The sequence below is a fragment of the Deinococcus piscis genome, assembly GCF_014653275.1.
In the GTDB taxonomy this organism is placed as follows: Bacteria; Deinococcota; Deinococci; order Deinococcales; family Deinococcaceae; genus Deinococcus; species Deinococcus piscis.
Genome location: NZ_BNAL01000004.1, coordinates 58,576 through 74,953, shown reverse-complemented (window position 1 = coordinate 74,953; position 16,378 = coordinate 58,576). Strand labels below are relative to the sequence as shown.

General features: G+C 62.7%; 18 protein-coding genes. 14 read left to right on the top strand and 4 right to left on the bottom strand.

The window, feature by feature from the left end; translation table 11 throughout:
* Positions 1-28 precede the first annotated feature (28 nt).
* Together fusA and IE158_RS02825 are read left to right on the top strand one after the other, a co-directional pair.
* Positions 29-2,134 carry an elongation factor G gene (gene fusA, locus IE158_RS02830; protein ID WP_189642165.1) on the top strand — a complete coding sequence of 702 codons (2,106 nt, stop codon included), beginning with the start codon at positions 29-31 and terminating at the stop codon, positions 2,132-2,134.
* A 97-nt stretch (positions 2,135-2,231) separates the two neighbouring features.
* A complete protein-coding gene (locus IE158_RS02825) occupies positions 2,232-2,654 on the top strand; it encodes a hypothetical protein (protein WP_189642164.1) in 423 nt (140 codons plus the stop codon).
* A gap of 68 nt (positions 2,655-2,722) precedes the next feature.
* Here IE158_RS02825 and der read toward each other — a convergent pair whose 3' ends face one another.
* Positions 2,723-4,048: a ribosome biogenesis GTPase Der gene (gene der, locus IE158_RS02820; RefSeq protein WP_189642163.1), complete on the bottom strand. Its 1,326-nt coding sequence runs from the start codon at positions 4,046-4,048 to the stop codon at positions 2,723-2,725.
* A 155-nt stretch (positions 4,049-4,203) separates the two neighbouring features.
* On the opposite strand from der, the gene IE158_RS02815 reads away from it, so the two are divergent.
* The 4 genes from IE158_RS02815 (at position 4,204) to IE158_RS02800 (ending at position 7,736) form a co-directional block, all read left to right on the top strand.
* A complete protein-coding gene (locus IE158_RS02815) occupies positions 4,204-4,965 on the top strand; it encodes a uroporphyrinogen-III synthase (protein ID WP_189642162.1) in 762 nt (253 codons plus the stop codon).
* Positions 4,966-5,186: 221 nt separating this feature from the next.
* Complete coding sequence (gene hemA, locus IE158_RS02810; protein WP_189642161.1) at positions 5,187-6,281, top strand: glutamyl-tRNA reductase; 1,095 nt, start codon at positions 5,187-5,189, stop codon at positions 6,279-6,281.
* A gap of 71 nt (positions 6,282-6,352) precedes the next feature.
* Positions 6,353-7,267 carry a CAF17-like 4Fe-4S cluster assembly/insertion protein YgfZ gene (gene ygfZ / locus IE158_RS02805; RefSeq protein WP_189642160.1) on the top strand — a complete coding sequence of 305 codons (915 nt, stop codon included), beginning with the start codon at positions 6,353-6,355 and terminating at the stop codon, positions 7,265-7,267.
* On the top strand, positions 7,257-7,736 hold the full coding sequence (locus IE158_RS02800; protein WP_189642159.1) for a hypothetical protein: 480 nt from the start codon (positions 7,257-7,259) through the stop codon (positions 7,734-7,736). The genes ygfZ and IE158_RS02800 overlap by 11 nt, the downstream gene beginning before the upstream one ends.
* Positions 7,737-7,861: 125 nt before the next feature.
* Here IE158_RS02800 and IE158_RS02795 read toward each other — a convergent pair whose 3' ends face one another.
* A complete protein-coding gene (locus tag IE158_RS02795) occupies positions 7,862-8,881 on the bottom strand; it encodes an ABC transporter permease (protein ID WP_189642158.1) in 1,020 nt (339 codons plus the stop codon).
* Positions 8,881-9,921 carry an ABC transporter permease gene (locus IE158_RS02790; RefSeq protein WP_189642157.1) on the bottom strand — a complete coding sequence of 347 codons (1,041 nt, stop codon included), beginning with the start codon at positions 9,919-9,921 and terminating at the stop codon, positions 8,881-8,883. Before IE158_RS02790 ends, IE158_RS02795 begins: the two co-directional genes overlap by 1 nt.
* Before the next feature lie 489 nt (positions 9,922-10,410).
* On the opposite strand from IE158_RS02790, the gene IE158_RS02785 reads away from it, so the two are divergent.
* From IE158_RS02785 to IE158_RS02755, 7 genes are all read left to right on the top strand, one after another.
* Positions 10,411-10,779, top strand: a complete 369-nt coding sequence (locus IE158_RS02785) for an Asp23/Gls24 family envelope stress response protein (protein WP_189642156.1) — start codon at positions 10,411-10,413, stop codon at positions 10,777-10,779.
* Positions 10,776-11,366: a transcription antitermination factor NusB gene (gene nusB, locus IE158_RS02780; RefSeq protein WP_229838856.1), complete on the top strand. Its 591-nt coding sequence runs from the start codon at positions 10,776-10,778 to the stop codon at positions 11,364-11,366. The genes IE158_RS02785 and nusB overlap by 4 nt, the downstream gene beginning before the upstream one ends.
* A gap of 41 nt (positions 11,367-11,407) precedes the next feature.
* A complete protein-coding gene (locus IE158_RS02775; RefSeq protein WP_189642155.1) occupies positions 11,408-12,262 on the top strand; it encodes a bifunctional 5,10-methylenetetrahydrofolate dehydrogenase/5,10-methenyltetrahydrofolate cyclohydrolase in 855 nt (284 codons plus the stop codon).
* Positions 12,263-12,333: 71 nt separating this feature from the next.
* Entirely contained in the window at positions 12,334-13,119 is a 786-nt protein-coding gene (locus tag IE158_RS02770; RefSeq protein WP_189642154.1) for a hypothetical protein, read from the top strand.
* Positions 13,120-13,141: 22 nt separating this feature from the next.
* Positions 13,142-14,431: a flavodoxin-dependent (E)-4-hydroxy-3-methylbut-2-enyl-diphosphate synthase gene (ispG, locus tag IE158_RS02765; protein WP_229838855.1), complete on the top strand. Its 1,290-nt coding sequence runs from the start codon at positions 13,142-13,144 to the stop codon at positions 14,429-14,431.
* Positions 14,424-14,696 carry a DUF7710 domain-containing protein gene (locus IE158_RS02760; RefSeq protein WP_189642153.1) on the top strand — a complete coding sequence of 91 codons (273 nt, stop codon included), beginning with the start codon at positions 14,424-14,426 and terminating at the stop codon, positions 14,694-14,696. The genes ispG and IE158_RS02760 overlap by 8 nt, the downstream gene beginning before the upstream one ends.
* The gene (locus IE158_RS02755) at positions 14,693-15,157 is read left to right on the top strand and encodes a zinc-binding metallopeptidase family protein (protein ID WP_189642152.1); all 465 of its coding nucleotides are present in this window, start codon (positions 14,693-14,695) and stop codon (positions 15,155-15,157) included. The genes IE158_RS02760 and IE158_RS02755 overlap by 4 nt, the downstream gene beginning before the upstream one ends.
* Before the next feature lie 3 nt (positions 15,158-15,160).
* On the opposite strand, the gene IE158_RS02750 is transcribed toward IE158_RS02755, so the two are convergent.
* The gene (locus IE158_RS02750) at positions 15,161-15,661 is read right to left on the bottom strand and encodes a hypothetical protein (RefSeq protein WP_189642151.1); all 501 of its coding nucleotides are present in this window, start codon (positions 15,659-15,661) and stop codon (positions 15,161-15,163) included.
* A 107-nt stretch (positions 15,662-15,768) separates the two neighbouring features.
* Here IE158_RS02750 and IE158_RS02745 point away from each other — a divergent pair, with 107 nt between their 5' ends.
* Positions 15,769-16,377: a hypothetical protein gene (locus IE158_RS02745; RefSeq protein ID WP_189642150.1), complete on the top strand. Its 609-nt coding sequence runs from the start codon at positions 15,769-15,771 to the stop codon at positions 16,375-16,377.
* Position 16,378 lies beyond the last annotated feature (1 nt).

The following is a 16,378-nucleotide window of genomic DNA, read 5'->3' as shown; positions in this document are numbered from 1 at the left end:
ACGCCCCGCTGCCAAGATGAGGGAGTCTATGACCACCAAAGCCCAGAACTACCTGCAGAACTTCCGCAACATCGGAATTGCCGCGCACATTGACGCCGGCAAGACCACCACCACCGAGCGCATCCTGTACTACACCGGACGTATTCACCAGATCGGTGAAACCCACGAAGGTGCTTCGCAGATGGACTGGATGGAGCAAGAGCGCGAGCGCGGTATTACCATCACGGCCGCGGCGACCACGGCCCAGTGGACCCGCTCCGGCACCGACGATGTGTACACCATCAACATCATTGACACCCCCGGACACGTGGACTTCACCATTGAAGTAGAGCGCTCCATGCGTGTGCTGGACGGCGCTGTGGCTGTATTCGATGCCTCGCAGGGTGTGGAGCCTCAGAGCGAGACTGTGTGGCGTCAGGCAGACCGTTACGGCGTGCCCCGCATTGCCTTTGCCAACAAGATGGACAAGACCGGGGCCAGCTTCGAGCTGGTGATCGGTGACATCAAAGAGCGTCTGGGCGCCATCCCTGCTCCGGTCCAGTACCCAATGGGCGCTGAGAACGAGTTCCAGGGCATCATTGATGTGATTCGCCGCCGCGCTTACTTCTACACCAACGACCTGGGCACCGATATCCGCGAGGAAGACGTACCGGCTGAATACAGCGAAAAGGTCGAAGAGATGCGCGCTCAGCTGATTGAAGCCGCCGCCGAGGTGGACGAAGAGCTGATGATGATGTACCTCGAAGGCGAAGAGCCGAGCGAGGAGCAGCTGGTGGCCGCCCTGCGTCAGGGGACCGTCAACAAGCAGATTTTCCCGGTGCTGTGCGGAAGCTCGCTGAAGAACAAGGGTGTACAGCTGCTGCTGGACGCCGTGGTGGACTTCCTGCCTAACCCCCTGGAAGTGCCGGCCATCAAGGGCGTGCTGGCCGACGACGAAAGCGAAGAACCCGAAACCCGCACCTTCCCTGCTGATCCCGAAGGCAAGCTGGCTGCTCTGGCGTTCAAGATCATGGCCGACCCCTACGTGGGCCGCCTGACCTTCGTGCGCGTGTACTCGGGCACCATGACCTCGGGCAGCTACATCTACAACGCCTCCAAGGGCAAGCGCGAGCGCGTGGGCCGTCTGCTGAAGATGCACGCCAACAGCCGCGAGGAAGTGGATGTGCTGAAGGCGGGCGAACTGGGCGCTGTGATCGGCCTCAAGGACTCCGGCACCGGCAACACCCTGATCGGTGACGGTGACGAAGAAGTCTTGCTGGAAAGCATTGATGTGCCGGAAGCCGTGATCAAGCTGGCCATTGAGCCCAAGACCAAGGCTGACCAGGAAAAGATGGGCCTGGGCCTGAGTAAGCTGGCCGAAGAAGACCCCACCTTCCGCGTGGAAACCGACGCTGAAAGTGGTCAGACCACTATCGCTGGCATGGGCGAACTGCACCTGGAAATCCTGGTGGACCGCCTCAAGCGCGAGTTCAAGGTGGAAGCCAACGTGGGTGCGCCCCAGGTGGCCTACCGCGAAACCATCACCAAGCACGTGGAAGTGGACTCCAAGTTCGCCCGTCAGTCGGGTGGACGTGGTCAGTACGGTCACGTGAAGATCAAGGCCGAGCCGCTTCAGCCCGGCGAAGGCTTCGTGTTCGAGAACGCTGTGGTGGGCGGCACCGTGCCCAAGGAGTACATCGCTCCTGCCCAGAAGGGTATTGAAGAAGCCATGCAGAGCGGCCCTATGCTGGGCTTCCCCGTGGTGGACCTCAAGGTCACCCTGTATGACGGCTCCTACCACGAAGTGGACTCCTCGGAAATGGCGTTTAAGATCGCTGGCTCCATGGCGCTGAAGGAAGCCGTGCAAAAGGGCGCTCCAGCCATCCTGGAACCTGTGATGCGCGTAGAAGTGACTGTGCCCGAAGAGTACATGGGCGACATCATCGGTGACCTGAACAGCCGCCGTGGTCAGGTGCAGGGCATGGAAGCCCGTGGCAACGCCCAGCTGGTCAAGGCCTTCGTGCCCCTGAGCGAGATGTTCGGTTACGCCACTGACATGCGCTCCATGACCCAGGGCCGCGCCAACTACTCCATGTTCTTCGATCACTACAGCCAGGTGCCCAACAACTTGGCCCAGGAACTGATCAAGAAGTAAGGCCATAGCCTAAGAAGGGTCGCCTTCCCTGGTGGGAGGTGGCCTTTTTTGTGCGCTCCAGTGCATGCCTCTTCAGAGGACGCGTAAAATAAACAGAATGACCCGTGAAACCACCGCTTCCTCCACTCGTCCAGTGCCGCCGCAGCTGAAATGGCTGACACTGCCTCTTCTGATTGAACTGGTCAGCAACGCCATTGCTCTGCTTACTTTGCCATTTGCGCAGGACACGTTGATCGCGCAACTTCAGACCACCCTGCCTCAGCTGGGCATTGAGAACCTGGAGCTGACGCCAGCACTCCTGCAAAGTACACTGTGGACCACCTTCTTTATTCTGATGGCGCTGACGTTGCTGCTGTACTTTGTGCGTGAAGGTGTCAAGGATGGCCGAGGCTGGGCCTGGGTGATGTGCATCCTGATCGGTGTCTTCTCACTGCTGAACCTGCCGCTGGGGCCTTTTATTGGACTGGCGCTGCTGTACGGAGCGTTTCAGCCAGCTGTACGTGCCTATTTTGGCCGCTGAACAGAGTGTAGATCAGCAAAAGAGAGGGCCGGGAAGGCAAATGTTCCCGGCCCTTCTCACGTGTTGCTTTATTCTTCGGCTTGCTGACCTTTGCGGCCCTTCTTGTAGGGGCCTTTTTCCTTCCACTTGAGCCGGACCGGAATCCCTGCCAGGTCCAGGTCGTCGCGGATGCGGTTTTGGATAAAGCCTTCGTAGGAGCGGGTCACGTAATCCGCCCGGTTGCAGAAGATGGCAAAAGTGGGCGGTGCCGTTTCGACCTGGGTCATGAAGTACATCTTCAGCGGCCTCCCCCCGAAGTTGGGCACAGCGTGCTTCATCTGCCAGATTTCCAGCCAGCGGTTGAGCTCGGCGGTGGGCACGCGTGACTGCCACTTGTCGTATAGCTTCATGGCTTCGGCCAGCATGTCGTGAATGCCGTAGTCGTTGATGGCGCTGGTATACACGCGGGGCGCGTAGGCGATGTGGAACAGTTTCTGGTCCAGCTCCTTTTCGGTGCGCTTGAGCTCCTCGTCCGGCACCAGGTCCCACTTGTTGACCACCACGATCACCGGTTTGCCACTGTCGTAGGCCAGGTTCGCCAGCTTGAGTTCGTGGTCGCCCAGGTCGTTCGCATTCAAGACCAGCCAGATCAGGTCACTGCGCTCAATGGCGGCCTGGCTGCGCTGAATCGCGTAATCCTCAATGGCGGTATCGGGCTTCTTGCGGATACCGGCGGTGTCTACCAGCACGAAGCGCTGGCCGCCGTAGTCCCACTCCACATCCAGGCTGTCGCGGGTGGTGCCGGGCATGTCGGCCACGATGGCGCGGTCTGACTGGGTGATGGCGTTCAGCAGGCTGGATTTGCCCACGTTGGGCCTCCCGATCAGCGAAATGCGGATGGGGGCCACTTCGGACACGTCGCTGTCGTCTTCTGGCAGGTGTTCCATCACACGGTCCATCAGATCGTCCAGGCCACGGGCATGCTCGGCGCTGATGGCGACAGGTTCCCCAAAGCCCAGGGCCCACAGTTCGGCCAGATAAGGCTCATGCTTGGGCGAGTCAATCTTGTTGGCCACCACAACCACCGGGCGGCCCAGGCGGCGCAGCCAGTCGGCCACCTCGTAGTCGGCGGCACTGAGGCCGTCGCGGGGATCTAGCACGAAGATGACTGCGTCGGCACCTTCCAGCGCCCACTCGGCTTTTTCACGAATCACGGCTTCCCACTCGTCGCCGCTCCACAGACCGCCGGTATCTATCAGCGTGATGCGGTGATTGTGGTACAGCATGACTTCTTCCTTGGCGTCACGGGTGACACCAGGGAAATCGGCCACCACTGCTTCACGGCGGCCAATCAGGCGGTTGAACAAACTGGACTTGCCCACGTTGGGCCGGCCCACAATAGCTACTTTATGCATATAGACGCTCCTTTCGGTGCCGAAGCCCTCCTGCGTCTGTGGGGGCTTCGCCGCTTGCGCCGGGCCACGGGCCTACGGCGCAGAGATATGGACACTCACTATAGAGGGCTGCCCCCTGACTGGCTGTGAGAGTCGGGGTGATCTACCCTGAAGCCATGCAGCCTGAATCGTCCGAACGGTCTTTGGCCTCGCCGGTAGGCCGCGTGGTCGTGACCTTGACCGGCAGCGGTGGCAAGCGGCTGACGGCTCTGGCGAGGTGCGCCGGGTGGCAGGCGAACCTCTGGCCAGGGCTGACGTTTGTGCCAGTGCAGGAGCGTGTGGCCGAGCTGGCGAACCTGGGGCACTACCGCTGGCTGCTGCTGACCAGCCCTCAGGGAGTCCGGAGCCTTATCGGTGGGCTGGCAGACCTGGGACAGGGGCCGGAAGCATTGCTGGGCCTGCGCGTGGCGGCCGTGGGGGAGGGGACGGCACAGCACCTGGCGGCGTGGGGGCGGGCCGCTGACTTTGTGCCCGCCCAGGCGGATGCCCGTACCCTGGCGGCACAGCTCCCAGCCCAGTCTGGCGAGCTGATCTTGCATGTGACTGGTCAGGACAGCCGCGACCAGCTGCGCCAGGGGCTGAAGAACCGTGGCCTGGAATACCAGCGCCTGGCCCTGTACCGTTCCTGCGCGGTGACCTACTCCGCTGAGGCCCGAAGTGACCTTCTGGCGGCAGACTACGTGGTGGTGGCTTCGGGAGTTGCGGCCCGTGGGCTGGCCGAGCAACTGGGCCTGGGACTGCCACTGCTGGCGATGGGGGAACAGACCGCCCAAGCGGCCCGCGCAGTGGGCTTTGGCTGGGTCGAACAGGCCCAGTCCCCATCGGTAGAAGGGCTTCTACGGAGCCTAAACTCACTTGCTCCCCGGCCACCTGTCTGACCGGTCAGATGTGAAAAGTGCGTCTGCAACGCTGTCCGAACGGTCAGTACGGGACGCGTGCCCCCCGCGCCTGGAGTATGCTGGGCTCTGTTGGAGAAGGCGGGCATTTGTTTTTGTGTCTGTGCCTCTCATGTCCCGTAAGGACACCTCCGCTGCCAGGTGCTAGAGGTTGTCTGTAGAGCTGCCGCCCATTTGCCCCTTGTTGTGGAGGATTTCCCATTTTGATGCTGACCTGCCCTACGGCCCAGTCTTTGCTGGCTGCCGCACCGAGCTCACCGCGCACCCTTGATTTTGCTGTGGTGGGCCTTAACCACCAGACGGCCCCAGTATCGGTGCGTGAGCAAGCAGCCGTGCCGGTGCAGGGGGCACAGGTGCTGTACGGCACGTTGCAGGACTACGCCGATGAGGTAATGGTCGTGGCCACCTGCAACCGCACTGAGGTCTACCTGGCGGGCATTCGCGGTGCGCCTGAGGCGGCCTTTAACCAGGCCTTCCGGGGCGAATTCGGGGAGCATCTGTATCTTCATCAAGAACGCGACGCTGTGCGTCATCTTTACCGCGTGGTGGCTGGCCTGGACAGCCTGATGGTGGGCGAGACCCAGATTCAGGGCCAGGTCAAAAGGGCGCTGGCCGAAGCAGCGGGCTACGGCAGCACCGGCACCCTGCTCAATAAAATCGTGCAGGGAGCGCTGGCAACCGGCAAGCGCGTCCGCAGCGAAACGGGACTGAGTGACCGGGTGGTGAGTGTCTCAAGCGCCGCTGTGGAACTGGCGCGCGAGGTGCTGGGCGATTTGCAGGGCCGCACTGCTCTGATTCTGGGCGCCGGTGAGACGGCCGAGCTGACCATGACCCACCTCAAGGCTGCTGGGGTGTCGGACGTGCTGGTGGTCAACCGCACCGAGGAACGGGCGCGGACCCTGGCGGACCGCTGGGGTGGACGCACCTGTCCCTACCAGGAACTTCAGCGGGCTTTGCCGCAAGCAGATGTGGTGATTGCTTCGGCAGCCACGCCGCACTGGGTGGTCCAGGGTGCAGACGCCGAGCAGGCCATTCGGGAGCGGGCCGGGCGACCTCTGTTCTTCTTTGATATCAGCATGCCGCGTATCCTGGCACCTGATATCGCCGAAGTGTCGGGCGCTCACCTGTACAATTTGGACGATCTGAACAGCATCGTGGCACAGAATCTTCAGTGGCGGCGCTCCGCGTTGCCGCATGCCGAGGCGATTATCCGCGAGTCCGCCGCCGACCTGATGCGCTGGCATTTGACCCGCGAGGCGCAGCTGCGCCGTCACGCTGCGGCTGTGCTTGCTGGCTAAGGCGTGGTGTTGCTCACGGCCTCAGCAGAACCGCCAGTCTCGGTGCTTGTCCCATGCTTTAGGCTAAAGCCATGACTACTTTGCTGAGCGCGGTGCCGTCGAGTGCGTTGCGTGTGACTGGGGCTGACCGCCTGGATTTCGTGCAGGGGCAGATGACCAATGACCTGCGTAGTTGCCCTACGCCCGGCCACGTGGCGGCCTGCTTTTTGAATGTCCGTGGGCAGATAGAGCAGTTTGCCCGCATTTACCGCCGCACGGATGATATCTACCTTCATCTGGATGCGGGGCAGGCCCCCGCCCTGGCCGAGCGTCTGCGCCGCTACGTCATCTTCGATCAGGTCGAGATTCAGGACTTGAGTGAGGAGTTGCGGACCGTGCATCTGTGGGGCGGGTGGCCTGTGTTGGCTGCGGAGGGCTGGCCGCAGGAGCCAGGCCAGGTGGGCGCAGCCTGGACGGCCACTCTGGGCGGAGCTGCAGTGCTGCTTGGCGCTGTGGACCGCAGCGGACAGCTGGGGCTGGACCTGCACTATCTGGCCGCGCAGGAAGCTGCGGTCATGGATGTGCTGCACGCGCAGCTCTCCGTCACTGAGCGTTCCTGGGCCGAGCTGCAGACGGCGCGGGTGGCGGCTGGTTTGCCTGAGCCGGTGTTGGATGGATTCCTGGGACATCTGCCGCAGGAGGTGGGGTTGGACATTGGCGGCCCCCTGCCCGCCATCAGCTACCGCAAGGGCTGCTACGTGGGGCAGGAAATCATGGCCCGCCTTGAAGCACGCGGCAAGGCTCGCTATGGTCTGAGTCGCTTGCAGGTTCCGGCAGGGACTCCCGTTGGAAGCGAGGTCCATTCGGCGGGCAAGGCCGTAGGGCACACTGGCCTGGAGGCAGGGGGCCTGGCCCTATGCCGGTTGCGCCTGGACTTGCCCGCTGATACCGCCCTGGAAGTGGCAGGGCAGCCCGCCTCTATTGCTCCCCTAAGCCATGCCCTTTGAGAGTCAGCCGCTCAGGGTGCGTCTGGCCCTGCTCACCCGCGCTCTGGAGACCGGCGACCCGGCGCAGCTCCTTCGCGGGGCGCAACTGGCTTACGCGCTGGCGTTCGGGCTGACAGCAGGCTTAGGTGCGCTGCTGGGCTTGCTGGGGCTCTGGTGGCAGCCACTGGAGCTAAAGCATCCGGCGGCCACCTGGGCGCTGACAGGCACAGCGGTCTTGCTGGCTGCCCTGACATTTCGGTTCAGCGGTCAGTCTCTGCGCCGGGGACTGACACAGGCGAGTGAGCCCCGGCAGCGGCGTTCCCAACTGCTTACGGCAGCTTTCGGTCTCTCAGCAGCGCCCGCCATTCCCTGGCTGCTGGCCTGCGCCGCCTTGCCCCGGCCGCTGCTGGCACTGGGCCTGGTCGCCCTGACCGCGCTGATTTATGCCCTGGGACACCGGCAGCTGGGGCAGTGGCTCAAGCTTATCTAGTCGGGCCTCTTTCCTGGTCTTCACCAACTCCCTGAAGTGCCAACTCTCTGAAGTGAAGTTGGCCGGCCACTCGTCATAAAAAAAGCACGGGGATAATCCCGTGCTTTTGGTGGAGTGTGGCGGTTTCAGCGGGTCCGTGGGTCGAAGGCGTCACGCAGGGCGTCACCGAACAGGTTGAAGGCCAGGCTGAACAGTACGATAAAGGCCGCAGGGTACATCAGCACGTACCAGAATTCAGGCTTGAGCCAGGGGCGGGCAAAGTCGATCATCTGGCCCCACTCGGTGTAGCCGACCGGGTAGCCCAGGCCCAGGAACGACAGGGCAGCGACACCCAGTGGCACGGTAGCCAGGTCCATCACGGCCAGGGTGAGCAGGGTTGCCAGCGAGTTGGGCACCACATGCTTGAAAATCAGGCGGGCGTCGCTGCCCCCCAGAGCGCGGGCGGCGTCTACATATTCCAGGCGGCGGGTCTTGAGCACGTCGGCGCGGACATAGGTCGAGTAACTAGCCCAACCGGTAATGACATAAGCGATGATGATGGGAATGGTGGGGTCGCCGCCTGGATTCTTGGCCCGCAGGATGGTCAGAATCACGATGGTCAGCACCAGGCTGGGCATAGCAAAAATCACGTCAATGAAGCGCTGAATCAGGTTATCCACCCAACCGCCGAAGAAACCGGAGATAGCGCCGATGACAATGCCCAAAACGACATTGATGCCGGTGATGATAAAGGCCAGCTTGAAGACCAAGCGGGTGCCCCAGACCATGCCGTGGAAGATGTTGTAGCCGTTCACGGTGCCGAACGGAGCCTCGGCGCTGGGGGGCTGCGGGGCCTGCGCGAAGCTGATGCGCTGCGTCTGATAGCAGGTGAGCGGCGGGGCGAACATGGCCTTCCACATCACTGGACTGGCCGGGTTGTACACCTGGCTTTCTTCGGTCATGCCCAGGTCACGGGCGCAGTTGAACTTGGGGGGCGCAATCATGGGAGCAAACAGGGCAATCAGGCCAAACAGCAGCGTGATGATCAGGCCTGCCATCGCCAGCTTGTTGCGGCGCAGCTTGCGCATGGGCTTGCCCTGCCAGAATTCCTGAAAGCGTGACTTTTTCTTGAGGACGGTGAAGTCCTGGGGAGCAGCAGTGGTCATCAGTCGTACCTCACGCGGGGATCAACAAGGGTAAAGCCAATATCAATCAGGGTGCGGATGCTCACCACCAGCAGGGCCACGAACAGCGAGTAGCCCAGCACCGAGGCGATATCCAGGTTGCGGGCCGAGTCAAGCAGCCAGCGGCCAATGCCGGGGTAGGCGTAGATGGACTCGGTAATCATGGACCCGGTCAGCAGGCCCAGCAGAATAAAGCCGCCCGAGTTGACAATCGGAATCAGGGCGTTGCGGCGGGCGTGCTTGTTGTTGACCATTCGCTCGCTGAGGCCCTTGGAGCGGGCGGTACGCACAAAGTCACTGGTGAGTGATTCCAGCATGCTGGTGCGCATCAGCTTGACGATGGTGGCCGTGATGACCAGCGAAAGTGTGATGACCGGCAAGATCAAGTGGGCCAGGACATCACGGGCAATGCGCCACTGACCGTTGAGCATGGCATCAAGGCTGAGCATGCCGGTGTATTTCTGGAACTCGCCGGAAGCGATGAGCTGATCCAGCAGCAGCCGGTTTTCTACGGTGATCTGTCCGGGGCCAGGGGCCCAGCCCAGGTAGCCGTAGAACACGGCCAGCAGCACAATACCTAGCACGAAGGTTGGCAGCGAAAAAGCCAGCACCACCAGCACACGGATGACCTGGTCAACCAGCCCGTCCTTTTTGAGGGCGGAGAGCGTGCCCAGCCAGACGCCCAGCACAATAATGGGGATAAAGGAAAATAGGGTTAGCTCGATGGTGTTGGGAAGGCGGGTCAAGATGGCGTCCAGCACCGGCTCGCCCACCGATTTGGAAAAGCCCAGGTCGCCCTGGAGGGTGTTTTGCAGCCAGTTCCCGTACTGCGTGAAGAATGGCTGGTCCAAGCCGCGCTCGCGGATGATCTCGTCAATGCGGACGGCCTGCTGCTCGTTTTTCACGTAGCCAGCGGCGCGCTGTGCGGGCGTCAGCAGCATGGTCAGGCCCAGCACCAGCATGGACAGCACCAGCATGATGATGGGAATCTGAAGCAGCCGCTTGACAATCAAGTTGAACATTTCAGCTCCTAGAAGGGGGGAAGCCGGAGAAAGAGTCGGCCAGGAGAAAGAGGGAAGGGACGAATCCAGGCTGAGCCTGACGGGCAAAAGGATAAAGGTGGTACTTGATTCACTGGGCCAGCGCGAGTGCTCGGCGGGCCCGCTTCAGTGATGGTTGGTGTTCTTGCGCTGAAGCATAGCTCACAGACCCGTGCTCTGATGATGGGCGCAGCAGTCCAGCGCCGATAAACACCAGAAAAAGCCTCACCCGCACGGCAACCCTGCCGGGAGAGGCGGCACACAAGACAACAGAACGCACTGAAAAATTCACTGACCTGGTCACAATACAACATTGTGAAAACTGGGTAAATATGCAGCCCTACCAGCAGCTGCCCTCCCGCCCCATCTGTGCTGCCCCCTTGTCAGCCCCATCTGGCGAGAGGTTCGCTTTTGCGGCTGCCTGCGCCGCCTACACCGTTTGCCGCAGGGCAAGCACTAAGATGGAGCGGTATGGAACTGAACATCAACAAAAACGTGATGCGTGACATTGTCATAGCGGCTGTGGAAGACATTGACGGTATCTGCATCGCTCCCGCCCCCACGCCGGTGGGCGAGGTTCTCAAGGAGAGCGAGGCCGCACGGTTGCCGCGTGCCCTGCGCCTGACGCAAGATGGCCCCACCGTCGCGGTGGACCTGGGGCTGAATGTGGACTACGGGCGGGATCTGTTGGACCTGGCCGCCCGTGCCCAGCGCTCGGTAGCCGAGAACCTGGAGCTGATGTGCGGCTGCCAAGTCGAAGCCGTCAACGTCACGGTGCTGGGGGTGTCGCTTCCCGCTGCGCCTGTGCCCGGGCGCAGCCAGTCAGGAGCGGGCGCTTGACCCGCCGCCGTGAGCGCAGTGTGGCCCCCAGCGGGAGTCGCCGCGCTGCCCGTGAATTTGCCTTTCGCGCCCTGTTCGAGTCGGAGCGGGGTGAATTGCCGCTGGAACAGGTCTTTATGCGGACGGCTGCCCAGATGCATGAAGGCGACGACACCCTGACGCCACTGACCCCTGAGGCCACCGCTTTTGCCCGCTCGCTGGCCGAGGGGTTGGACATGCACTGGGACGAAGTTCAGAGCATGTTGCAGCGCACCATCCGTGGCTGGTCCTTTGAGCAGATGGCCCAGACGGACCTGAATGTTCTGCGCTTGGCTGCCTTTGAGATGATGTTCACGCCCGAGCCGCACCCGCCAGTCATTGAAAGTGCGGTGCGGATTGCCCGCAAGTTTGGTGGGGAGGATTCAGGCCGCTTTGTGAATGGTGTCCTGGGCACGCTGAGCCGCTCGCTGGGCGGGCAGCCGGTTCCGGCCACAGGCAGCGAGAATACGGCCGTGGCCAGCACTGACAGCGCGGCTGAAGAGGACGATTCTGCCGTAGATGCCCGTGATTCGGGCGCTGCCCCGGCCACCTCAGCGGAACAGGACTGAGCGGTGGCTGGTTCGGTTCCGCTGGGGCTGGGGGGCTGGGCATGACGGCGCGGCCCCTACCCGGCGCCCCGGTGGCCGACGCCTTGCTGGCCCGCGTGGCTGGTCGGGTCAGCGCCTTGCCGCAGGCCCCCCGGCTGGCGCTGGTACGGGTGGGAGAAGACCCCGCCAGTGTCAGCTACGTCAGGTCAAAGGACAAAAAGGCGCACCAGGTCGGTCTTCAGAGCGAGGTATTTGCTTTGCCCGAAAGCACCTCCCAGACCGAACTGTTGGCCCTGCTGGACCGGCTGAATGCCGACGTGGCAGTGAGTGGGATTTTGGTGCAGCTGCCACTTCCGCCCCACATTTCCGAAGAAGCTGTGCTGCTGGCGGTGGACCCGGCCAAAGATGTTGACGGCTTTCATCCGTACAACGTGGCGCAGATGTGGGCGGGCCGCGCTGCACTGAACCCCTGCACCCCCGCCGGGATTCTGGAACTGCTGGACTTTTACGCGGTTCCGGTGGCGGGCCAGCGGGCCGTGGTGGTGGGCCGCAGCGAAATTGTGGGTCGGCCAATGGCGGCCATGCTGTTGGCCCGTGACGCCACCGTGACCATCGCCCACAGCCGCACAGCGGACCTGGCTGCCGTGACCCGCGAAGCTGACCTGGTGGTGGTGGCCGTGGGCCGCCCGCATTTCCTGACGCCCGACATGGTGAAGCCGGGCGCAACCGTGATTGATGTGGGTATCAACCGCATTGAAGTAGAGGGGAAAGGCAAGATCGTGGGCGACGTTCATCCGGACGTGGCGCAGGTCGCTGGCGGCCTCACCCCGGTGCCGGGCGGCGTAGGCCTGCTGACCGTGGCGCAGCTGATGGCGAATACGGTGACAGCGGCGGAGCTGGTGCAGGACCGGGGCTGAGGGTGGGGTAGAAAGCAGAAGGCGTTCCCAGGTAGATAATGGGAACGTTTCTTTTTTCGTTAGGCTGGTGCATGGGCAGACACGAACGCTTTTCGCAGTATCAGTGGGCCGCCTGGCCGGACGAGGGCTTATGCAGGGCAGCCGAGCATCTGTTCATGCCGTATATCACGCGGATAGAGCAGCGGTTGGACGGGCTGACGGCCTTGGTTATTGAGCTTGAAGGCGAGTATTTCGCTGATACTGAGCAGGTCAGGGCCAAATACGAGGCGTATGGCGGCGGCGTGAGTGGGCCAAAGCGGGCGCTGCGGCTCAGTTGGGAAGATGGCTGGGAAGAGCGCGACGGTGGGCTGAACCGGGGAGGGGTGACGGTGTATCGCTCCGAGCGCATCTTTTTCCTGGAAACTTACGAGGAGTTCTACGCGGGGCCGTTCGGCACTTTTCATCCCTCCAGACAGGGCGTGAGCAGCCCTGATCTCTATGAAGTCGTGAACGAACCCGACCCCTGGGTGATGGAAATCCTGTGCGAGAACCGCAACACCGACACCTTTCCGCCGTATGGCCCCACCGTTCTGGAATATCACCGCGCCACGGATACCTTCAGCGGAGGCGGACGCTTCGCCTCGTCGGAAAGCCACCGTGCACATGACTACTTCTGGACTGGCGAGCAGCCGCCCACGCCAGAACAGCGGGCTGAATTTGAAGCCGCTGTAGAGCGTAATGACTGTGCACAAGCCGAACTGGACCGCTCGCGCCCGCGTTACCGTCACCTGTTCATCGCCTCCAACTCGGTGATGGTCGAGATTCTGTGTGAAGGCTTGCCGCGCTGGGAGTGGGTGGAGATTCCCGAAGACGCCTAAGCAGACGCCGTACACTGGGCATATGAGTTTCGAGTCGCTGCCCCAGCTAGAGATGGACGGTGTGGAATCTGCCACGCTGCCCGCATTTGCCGCCATCCCGCGCCGCCGGACCGTGAGTGTGGACGTGGGCGGGGTCAAGATGGGCTCGGACCACCCCATCGTGGTGCAGAGTATGACCAATACCCACACCGCCGACGCCGAAGCCACCGCCATGCAGGTGGCGCAGCTGGCCCGCGCCGGTTCCGAGGTGGTCCGCGTGACGGTGAACAACGGCGAAGCGGCGGCAGCGCTGCCCGAAATCGTGGCGCGGCTCGCCGACCTGGGCATCAGCGTGCCGATTGTGGGCGACTTTCATTACAACGGCCACCAGCTGCTGCGCGAGTACCCGCAGGCCGCCCGGCTGCTTGCGAAGTACCGCATCAACCCCGGCAACGTGGGGGCCGGGCAGCGCCACGACGCCAACTTTGCCACCATGATCGAGGTCGCCAAGGAGTTTGATAAACCTGTGCGTATCGGCGTGAACTGGGGCTCACTGGACCAGCAGGTGCTGGCGCGGCTGATGGACGAGAATGCCGCCCGGGGCAATCCCAAGTCCCCCACCGAGGTGACCATTGAGGCGATGGTGGTTTCGGCGCTGGAATCGGCGGCCTACGCAGAGAAGCTGGGGCTGCCGCATGACCGCATCATCATCTCGGTCAAGGTGAGCAGTGCCCCGGAGCTGTGGGCGGTCTACCGCCGCCTGGCCGCGCAGTGCGACTACCCGCTGCACCTGGGCCTGACCGAAGCGGGCATGGGGATGAAAGGCATGGTGGCGACCAGCGTGGCCCTTGCGCCGCTGCTGACCGAGGGCATCGGCGACACCATTCGCGTGAGCCTGACGCCGGAGCCGGGGGCCAGCCGCAAGCTAGAAGTGGAAGTGGCCCAGCAGATTCTGCAGAGCCTGGGCCTGCGCCAATTTTTGCCGCAGGTCACTTCCTGCCCCGGCTGTGGGCGCACCACCTCTACCTTCTTTCAGAGCCTGGCCCAAAAGATTCAGGACTATATCCGTGACCAGATGCCCGAGTGGAAAGGCCAGTACCCCGGTGTGGAGGAGATGCAGGTGGCTGTGATGGGCTGCGTGGTGAACGGCCCCGGCGAGAGCAAGCACGCGCACATCGGCATTTCTTTGCCCGGCACCGGCGAAGACCCCCGCGCCCCGGTGTATCAGGACGGCCAGCTGCTGACCACGCTCAAAGGGCCGCGCATCGCCGAGGAGTTTCAGGAACTGCTGGAAAAGTATGTGCGGGAGCGGTACGGTCGAGCTAATGGGTAATTCTGTCTGGGTCTTTCATGGTCAAGGTGCCCGCTTTGCTTCGGGTGTTTTCACTTCGAAGGACTTGGCGGAAGTATGGATACGAAAGCACAAGCTTGAAGGTGTCCTGATCGAATATCCGCTGGATACGGGCGTTTACGATTGGGTGGTAAAACGCGGATCATTCACGCCTGCCAAAGAACATCACAAATCGCCCGAATTCATTGGTAGATTTACGTCAGCCTCACAGCAGCATGAACATTACCGAAAATGTGATGACGAGTGAATGATGACCTTCTTGTCATTAACCGCCTCGTGTATGAGCGTTGGGGCGGGGGGCCGCAGCCGCCGCAGGTGGTCACGGGCCATTTGGACAGTGTGGCCCGGCGGCACGGCTGGACCTGGCACACGGAACCCGGCGACCTGCACCAACACCGCGCCGAGGACCGCTTCGGTGCGGTGCTGGGTTATGTTCTCCTGACTGGCAACGTGGCCGCCGTCGCTTCTGCGCCCTGCCAACCGTACGTTACCCCCTGGCCGCTGCTGGGCGGTGGGCCAGTCTGGGAGGCCCTGAGTGCGTCCGGCGTGCTGGTGCTGCCGGACCCCGCTTGGCTGCTTGCCGACCTGACTCCCGCCGAACGTGCCCGGCTGCTGAACTCTGAGTTTGGTGGTGGCTGGGAGGCGCGGGCGGTGCAAAAGGAGCGCCCCAGCACGTGGGCCGAGGCGCTGTTCAACAGTTGGGACTGAGGGTTACACCAGTTCGTACAGCCCGCTGCCTGCATCTCTCAGCCGCCCCGCTTCCTTCATACGCTGGACCACCTGCACCGCCTGCACCTCGGTCAGCGGGGAGGAGGCTGCCACGTCCTCCAGGCTGAAGCGTCCGCCCCTACGGTAAGCAAGCCGCAGCAGCATGCGCTCCTGCACGTCAGTGGCCTCAGCGCGGCCCGCCCGCGAGCCGAACAGTCGCCATACCGCGTACCCTGTCAGCACGCCCAGCAAAAGGCAGAGAGGCAGCATCCGCACAGCAAAGTCCGGGTCGGCGGCGGCGTCGGCCAACGCGTGGACCTGCGCCTGTGCAGCCGCCAGTTGCTCTAGTGTGCCGCCCGCTGCTTCCAGTCGGCGGGCGTCGCCGCGTGCGCCCAGATACCGGAACACACTGCCCAGGTCGCCGCGCACATAAAAGGCAGCGAAGGTGATCAGGCTGAAGGCAAAGCCGAAGATGATCGCGGTCAGGGTCCGCAGAGGCGTCATGGACCAGATGCTAGCGCCCACGCCCCGGCATTCACCACAGGGCAGGTCACTCCACGCGGGCTGCTGGGAGCGTGCAGGTATACAGCGTGCAGGTATACTGGCAGGCAATGAGCGGTTCGCAGCGGCACACATCCAGATTCGGCAAGTTCACGCGGGGGGTGGGTGCAGCGCTGCTGTTGCCCCTGGGACTGGGCAGCTGTGCCCGCCAGGTTGATACGTTCCAGCCCCGCATCGTGATCACTTCGCCTCAGGGCGGCGGGGTTGCCAAAGCCGACAACCTGTTTCTCAAAGGCTATGTGATGGATGACCGGGGAGCCATCCAGCTCACCATCAATGGACAGGCAGTGCCGCTGGACTCCGGCAGCCCCAAGATCAAGTACTTCAGCTATCAGCCGCAGGTGGAAGGCAATCAGAACACCTTTACGTTCAAGGCCCGTGACCGCGCTGGCAACGAGAGCACCTTGACGATGGACCTGGACCTGGACCCGCAGGTGCCTGAGCTAAAAATCACCTCGTTTGAACGCTTTGGCAACACCATCCGCGTGGCGGGCGTCGCCACTGACAATGACCGGGTGGCCGAGGTGCTGGTTGATGGCCGTCGGCTGAATATTGCCGTGGGCCAGAAGGTCAACTTTTATGCCGAAACCCAGGGCATCTACGCTGACATCACCGTGCTGGACCGCGCCGGGAACCGGGTCGAGCGCCGCGTCCAGTAAG

Excerpts from the sequence above, each read along its gene's own strand:
- fusA (WP_189642165.1), top strand. The coding sequence starts at position 29 with ATGACCACCAAAGCCCAGAACTACCTGCAGAACTTCCGCAACATCGGA.
- IE158_RS02825 (WP_189642164.1), top strand. The coding sequence starts at position 2,232 with ATGACCCGTGAAACCACCGCTTCCTCCACTCGTCCAGTGCCGCCGCAG.
- der (WP_189642163.1), bottom strand. The coding sequence starts at position 4,048 with ATGCATAAAGTAGCTATTGTGGGCCGGCCCAACGTGGGCAAGTCCAGT.
- IE158_RS02815 (WP_189642162.1), top strand. The coding sequence starts at position 4,204 with ATGCAGCCTGAATCGTCCGAACGGTCTTTGGCCTCGCCGGTAGGCCGC.
- ygfZ (WP_189642160.1), top strand. The coding sequence starts at position 6,353 with ATGACTACTTTGCTGAGCGCGGTGCCGTCGAGTGCGTTGCGTGTGACT.
- IE158_RS02800 (WP_189642159.1), top strand. The coding sequence starts at position 7,257 with ATGCCCTTTGAGAGTCAGCCGCTCAGGGTGCGTCTGGCCCTGCTCACC.
- IE158_RS02795 (WP_189642158.1), bottom strand. The coding sequence starts at position 8,881 with ATGACCACTGCTGCTCCCCAGGACTTCACCGTCCTCAAGAAAAAGTCA.
- IE158_RS02790 (WP_189642157.1), bottom strand. The coding sequence starts at position 9,921 with ATGTTCAACTTGATTGTCAAGCGGCTGCTTCAGATTCCCATCATCATG.
- IE158_RS02785 (WP_189642156.1), top strand. The coding sequence starts at position 10,411 with ATGGAACTGAACATCAACAAAAACGTGATGCGTGACATTGTCATAGCG.
- IE158_RS02775 (WP_189642155.1), top strand. The coding sequence starts at position 11,408 with ATGACGGCGCGGCCCCTACCCGGCGCCCCGGTGGCCGACGCCTTGCTG.
- IE158_RS02770 (WP_189642154.1), top strand. The coding sequence starts at position 12,334 with ATGGGCAGACACGAACGCTTTTCGCAGTATCAGTGGGCCGCCTGGCCG.
- ispG (WP_229838855.1), top strand. The coding sequence starts at position 13,142 with ATGAGTTTCGAGTCGCTGCCCCAGCTAGAGATGGACGGTGTGGAATCT.
- IE158_RS02760 (WP_189642153.1), top strand. The coding sequence starts at position 14,424 with ATGGGTAATTCTGTCTGGGTCTTTCATGGTCAAGGTGCCCGCTTTGCT.
- IE158_RS02750 (WP_189642151.1), bottom strand. The coding sequence starts at position 15,661 with ATGACGCCTCTGCGGACCCTGACCGCGATCATCTTCGGCTTTGCCTTC.
- IE158_RS02745 (WP_189642150.1), top strand. The coding sequence starts at position 15,769 with ATGAGCGGTTCGCAGCGGCACACATCCAGATTCGGCAAGTTCACGCGG.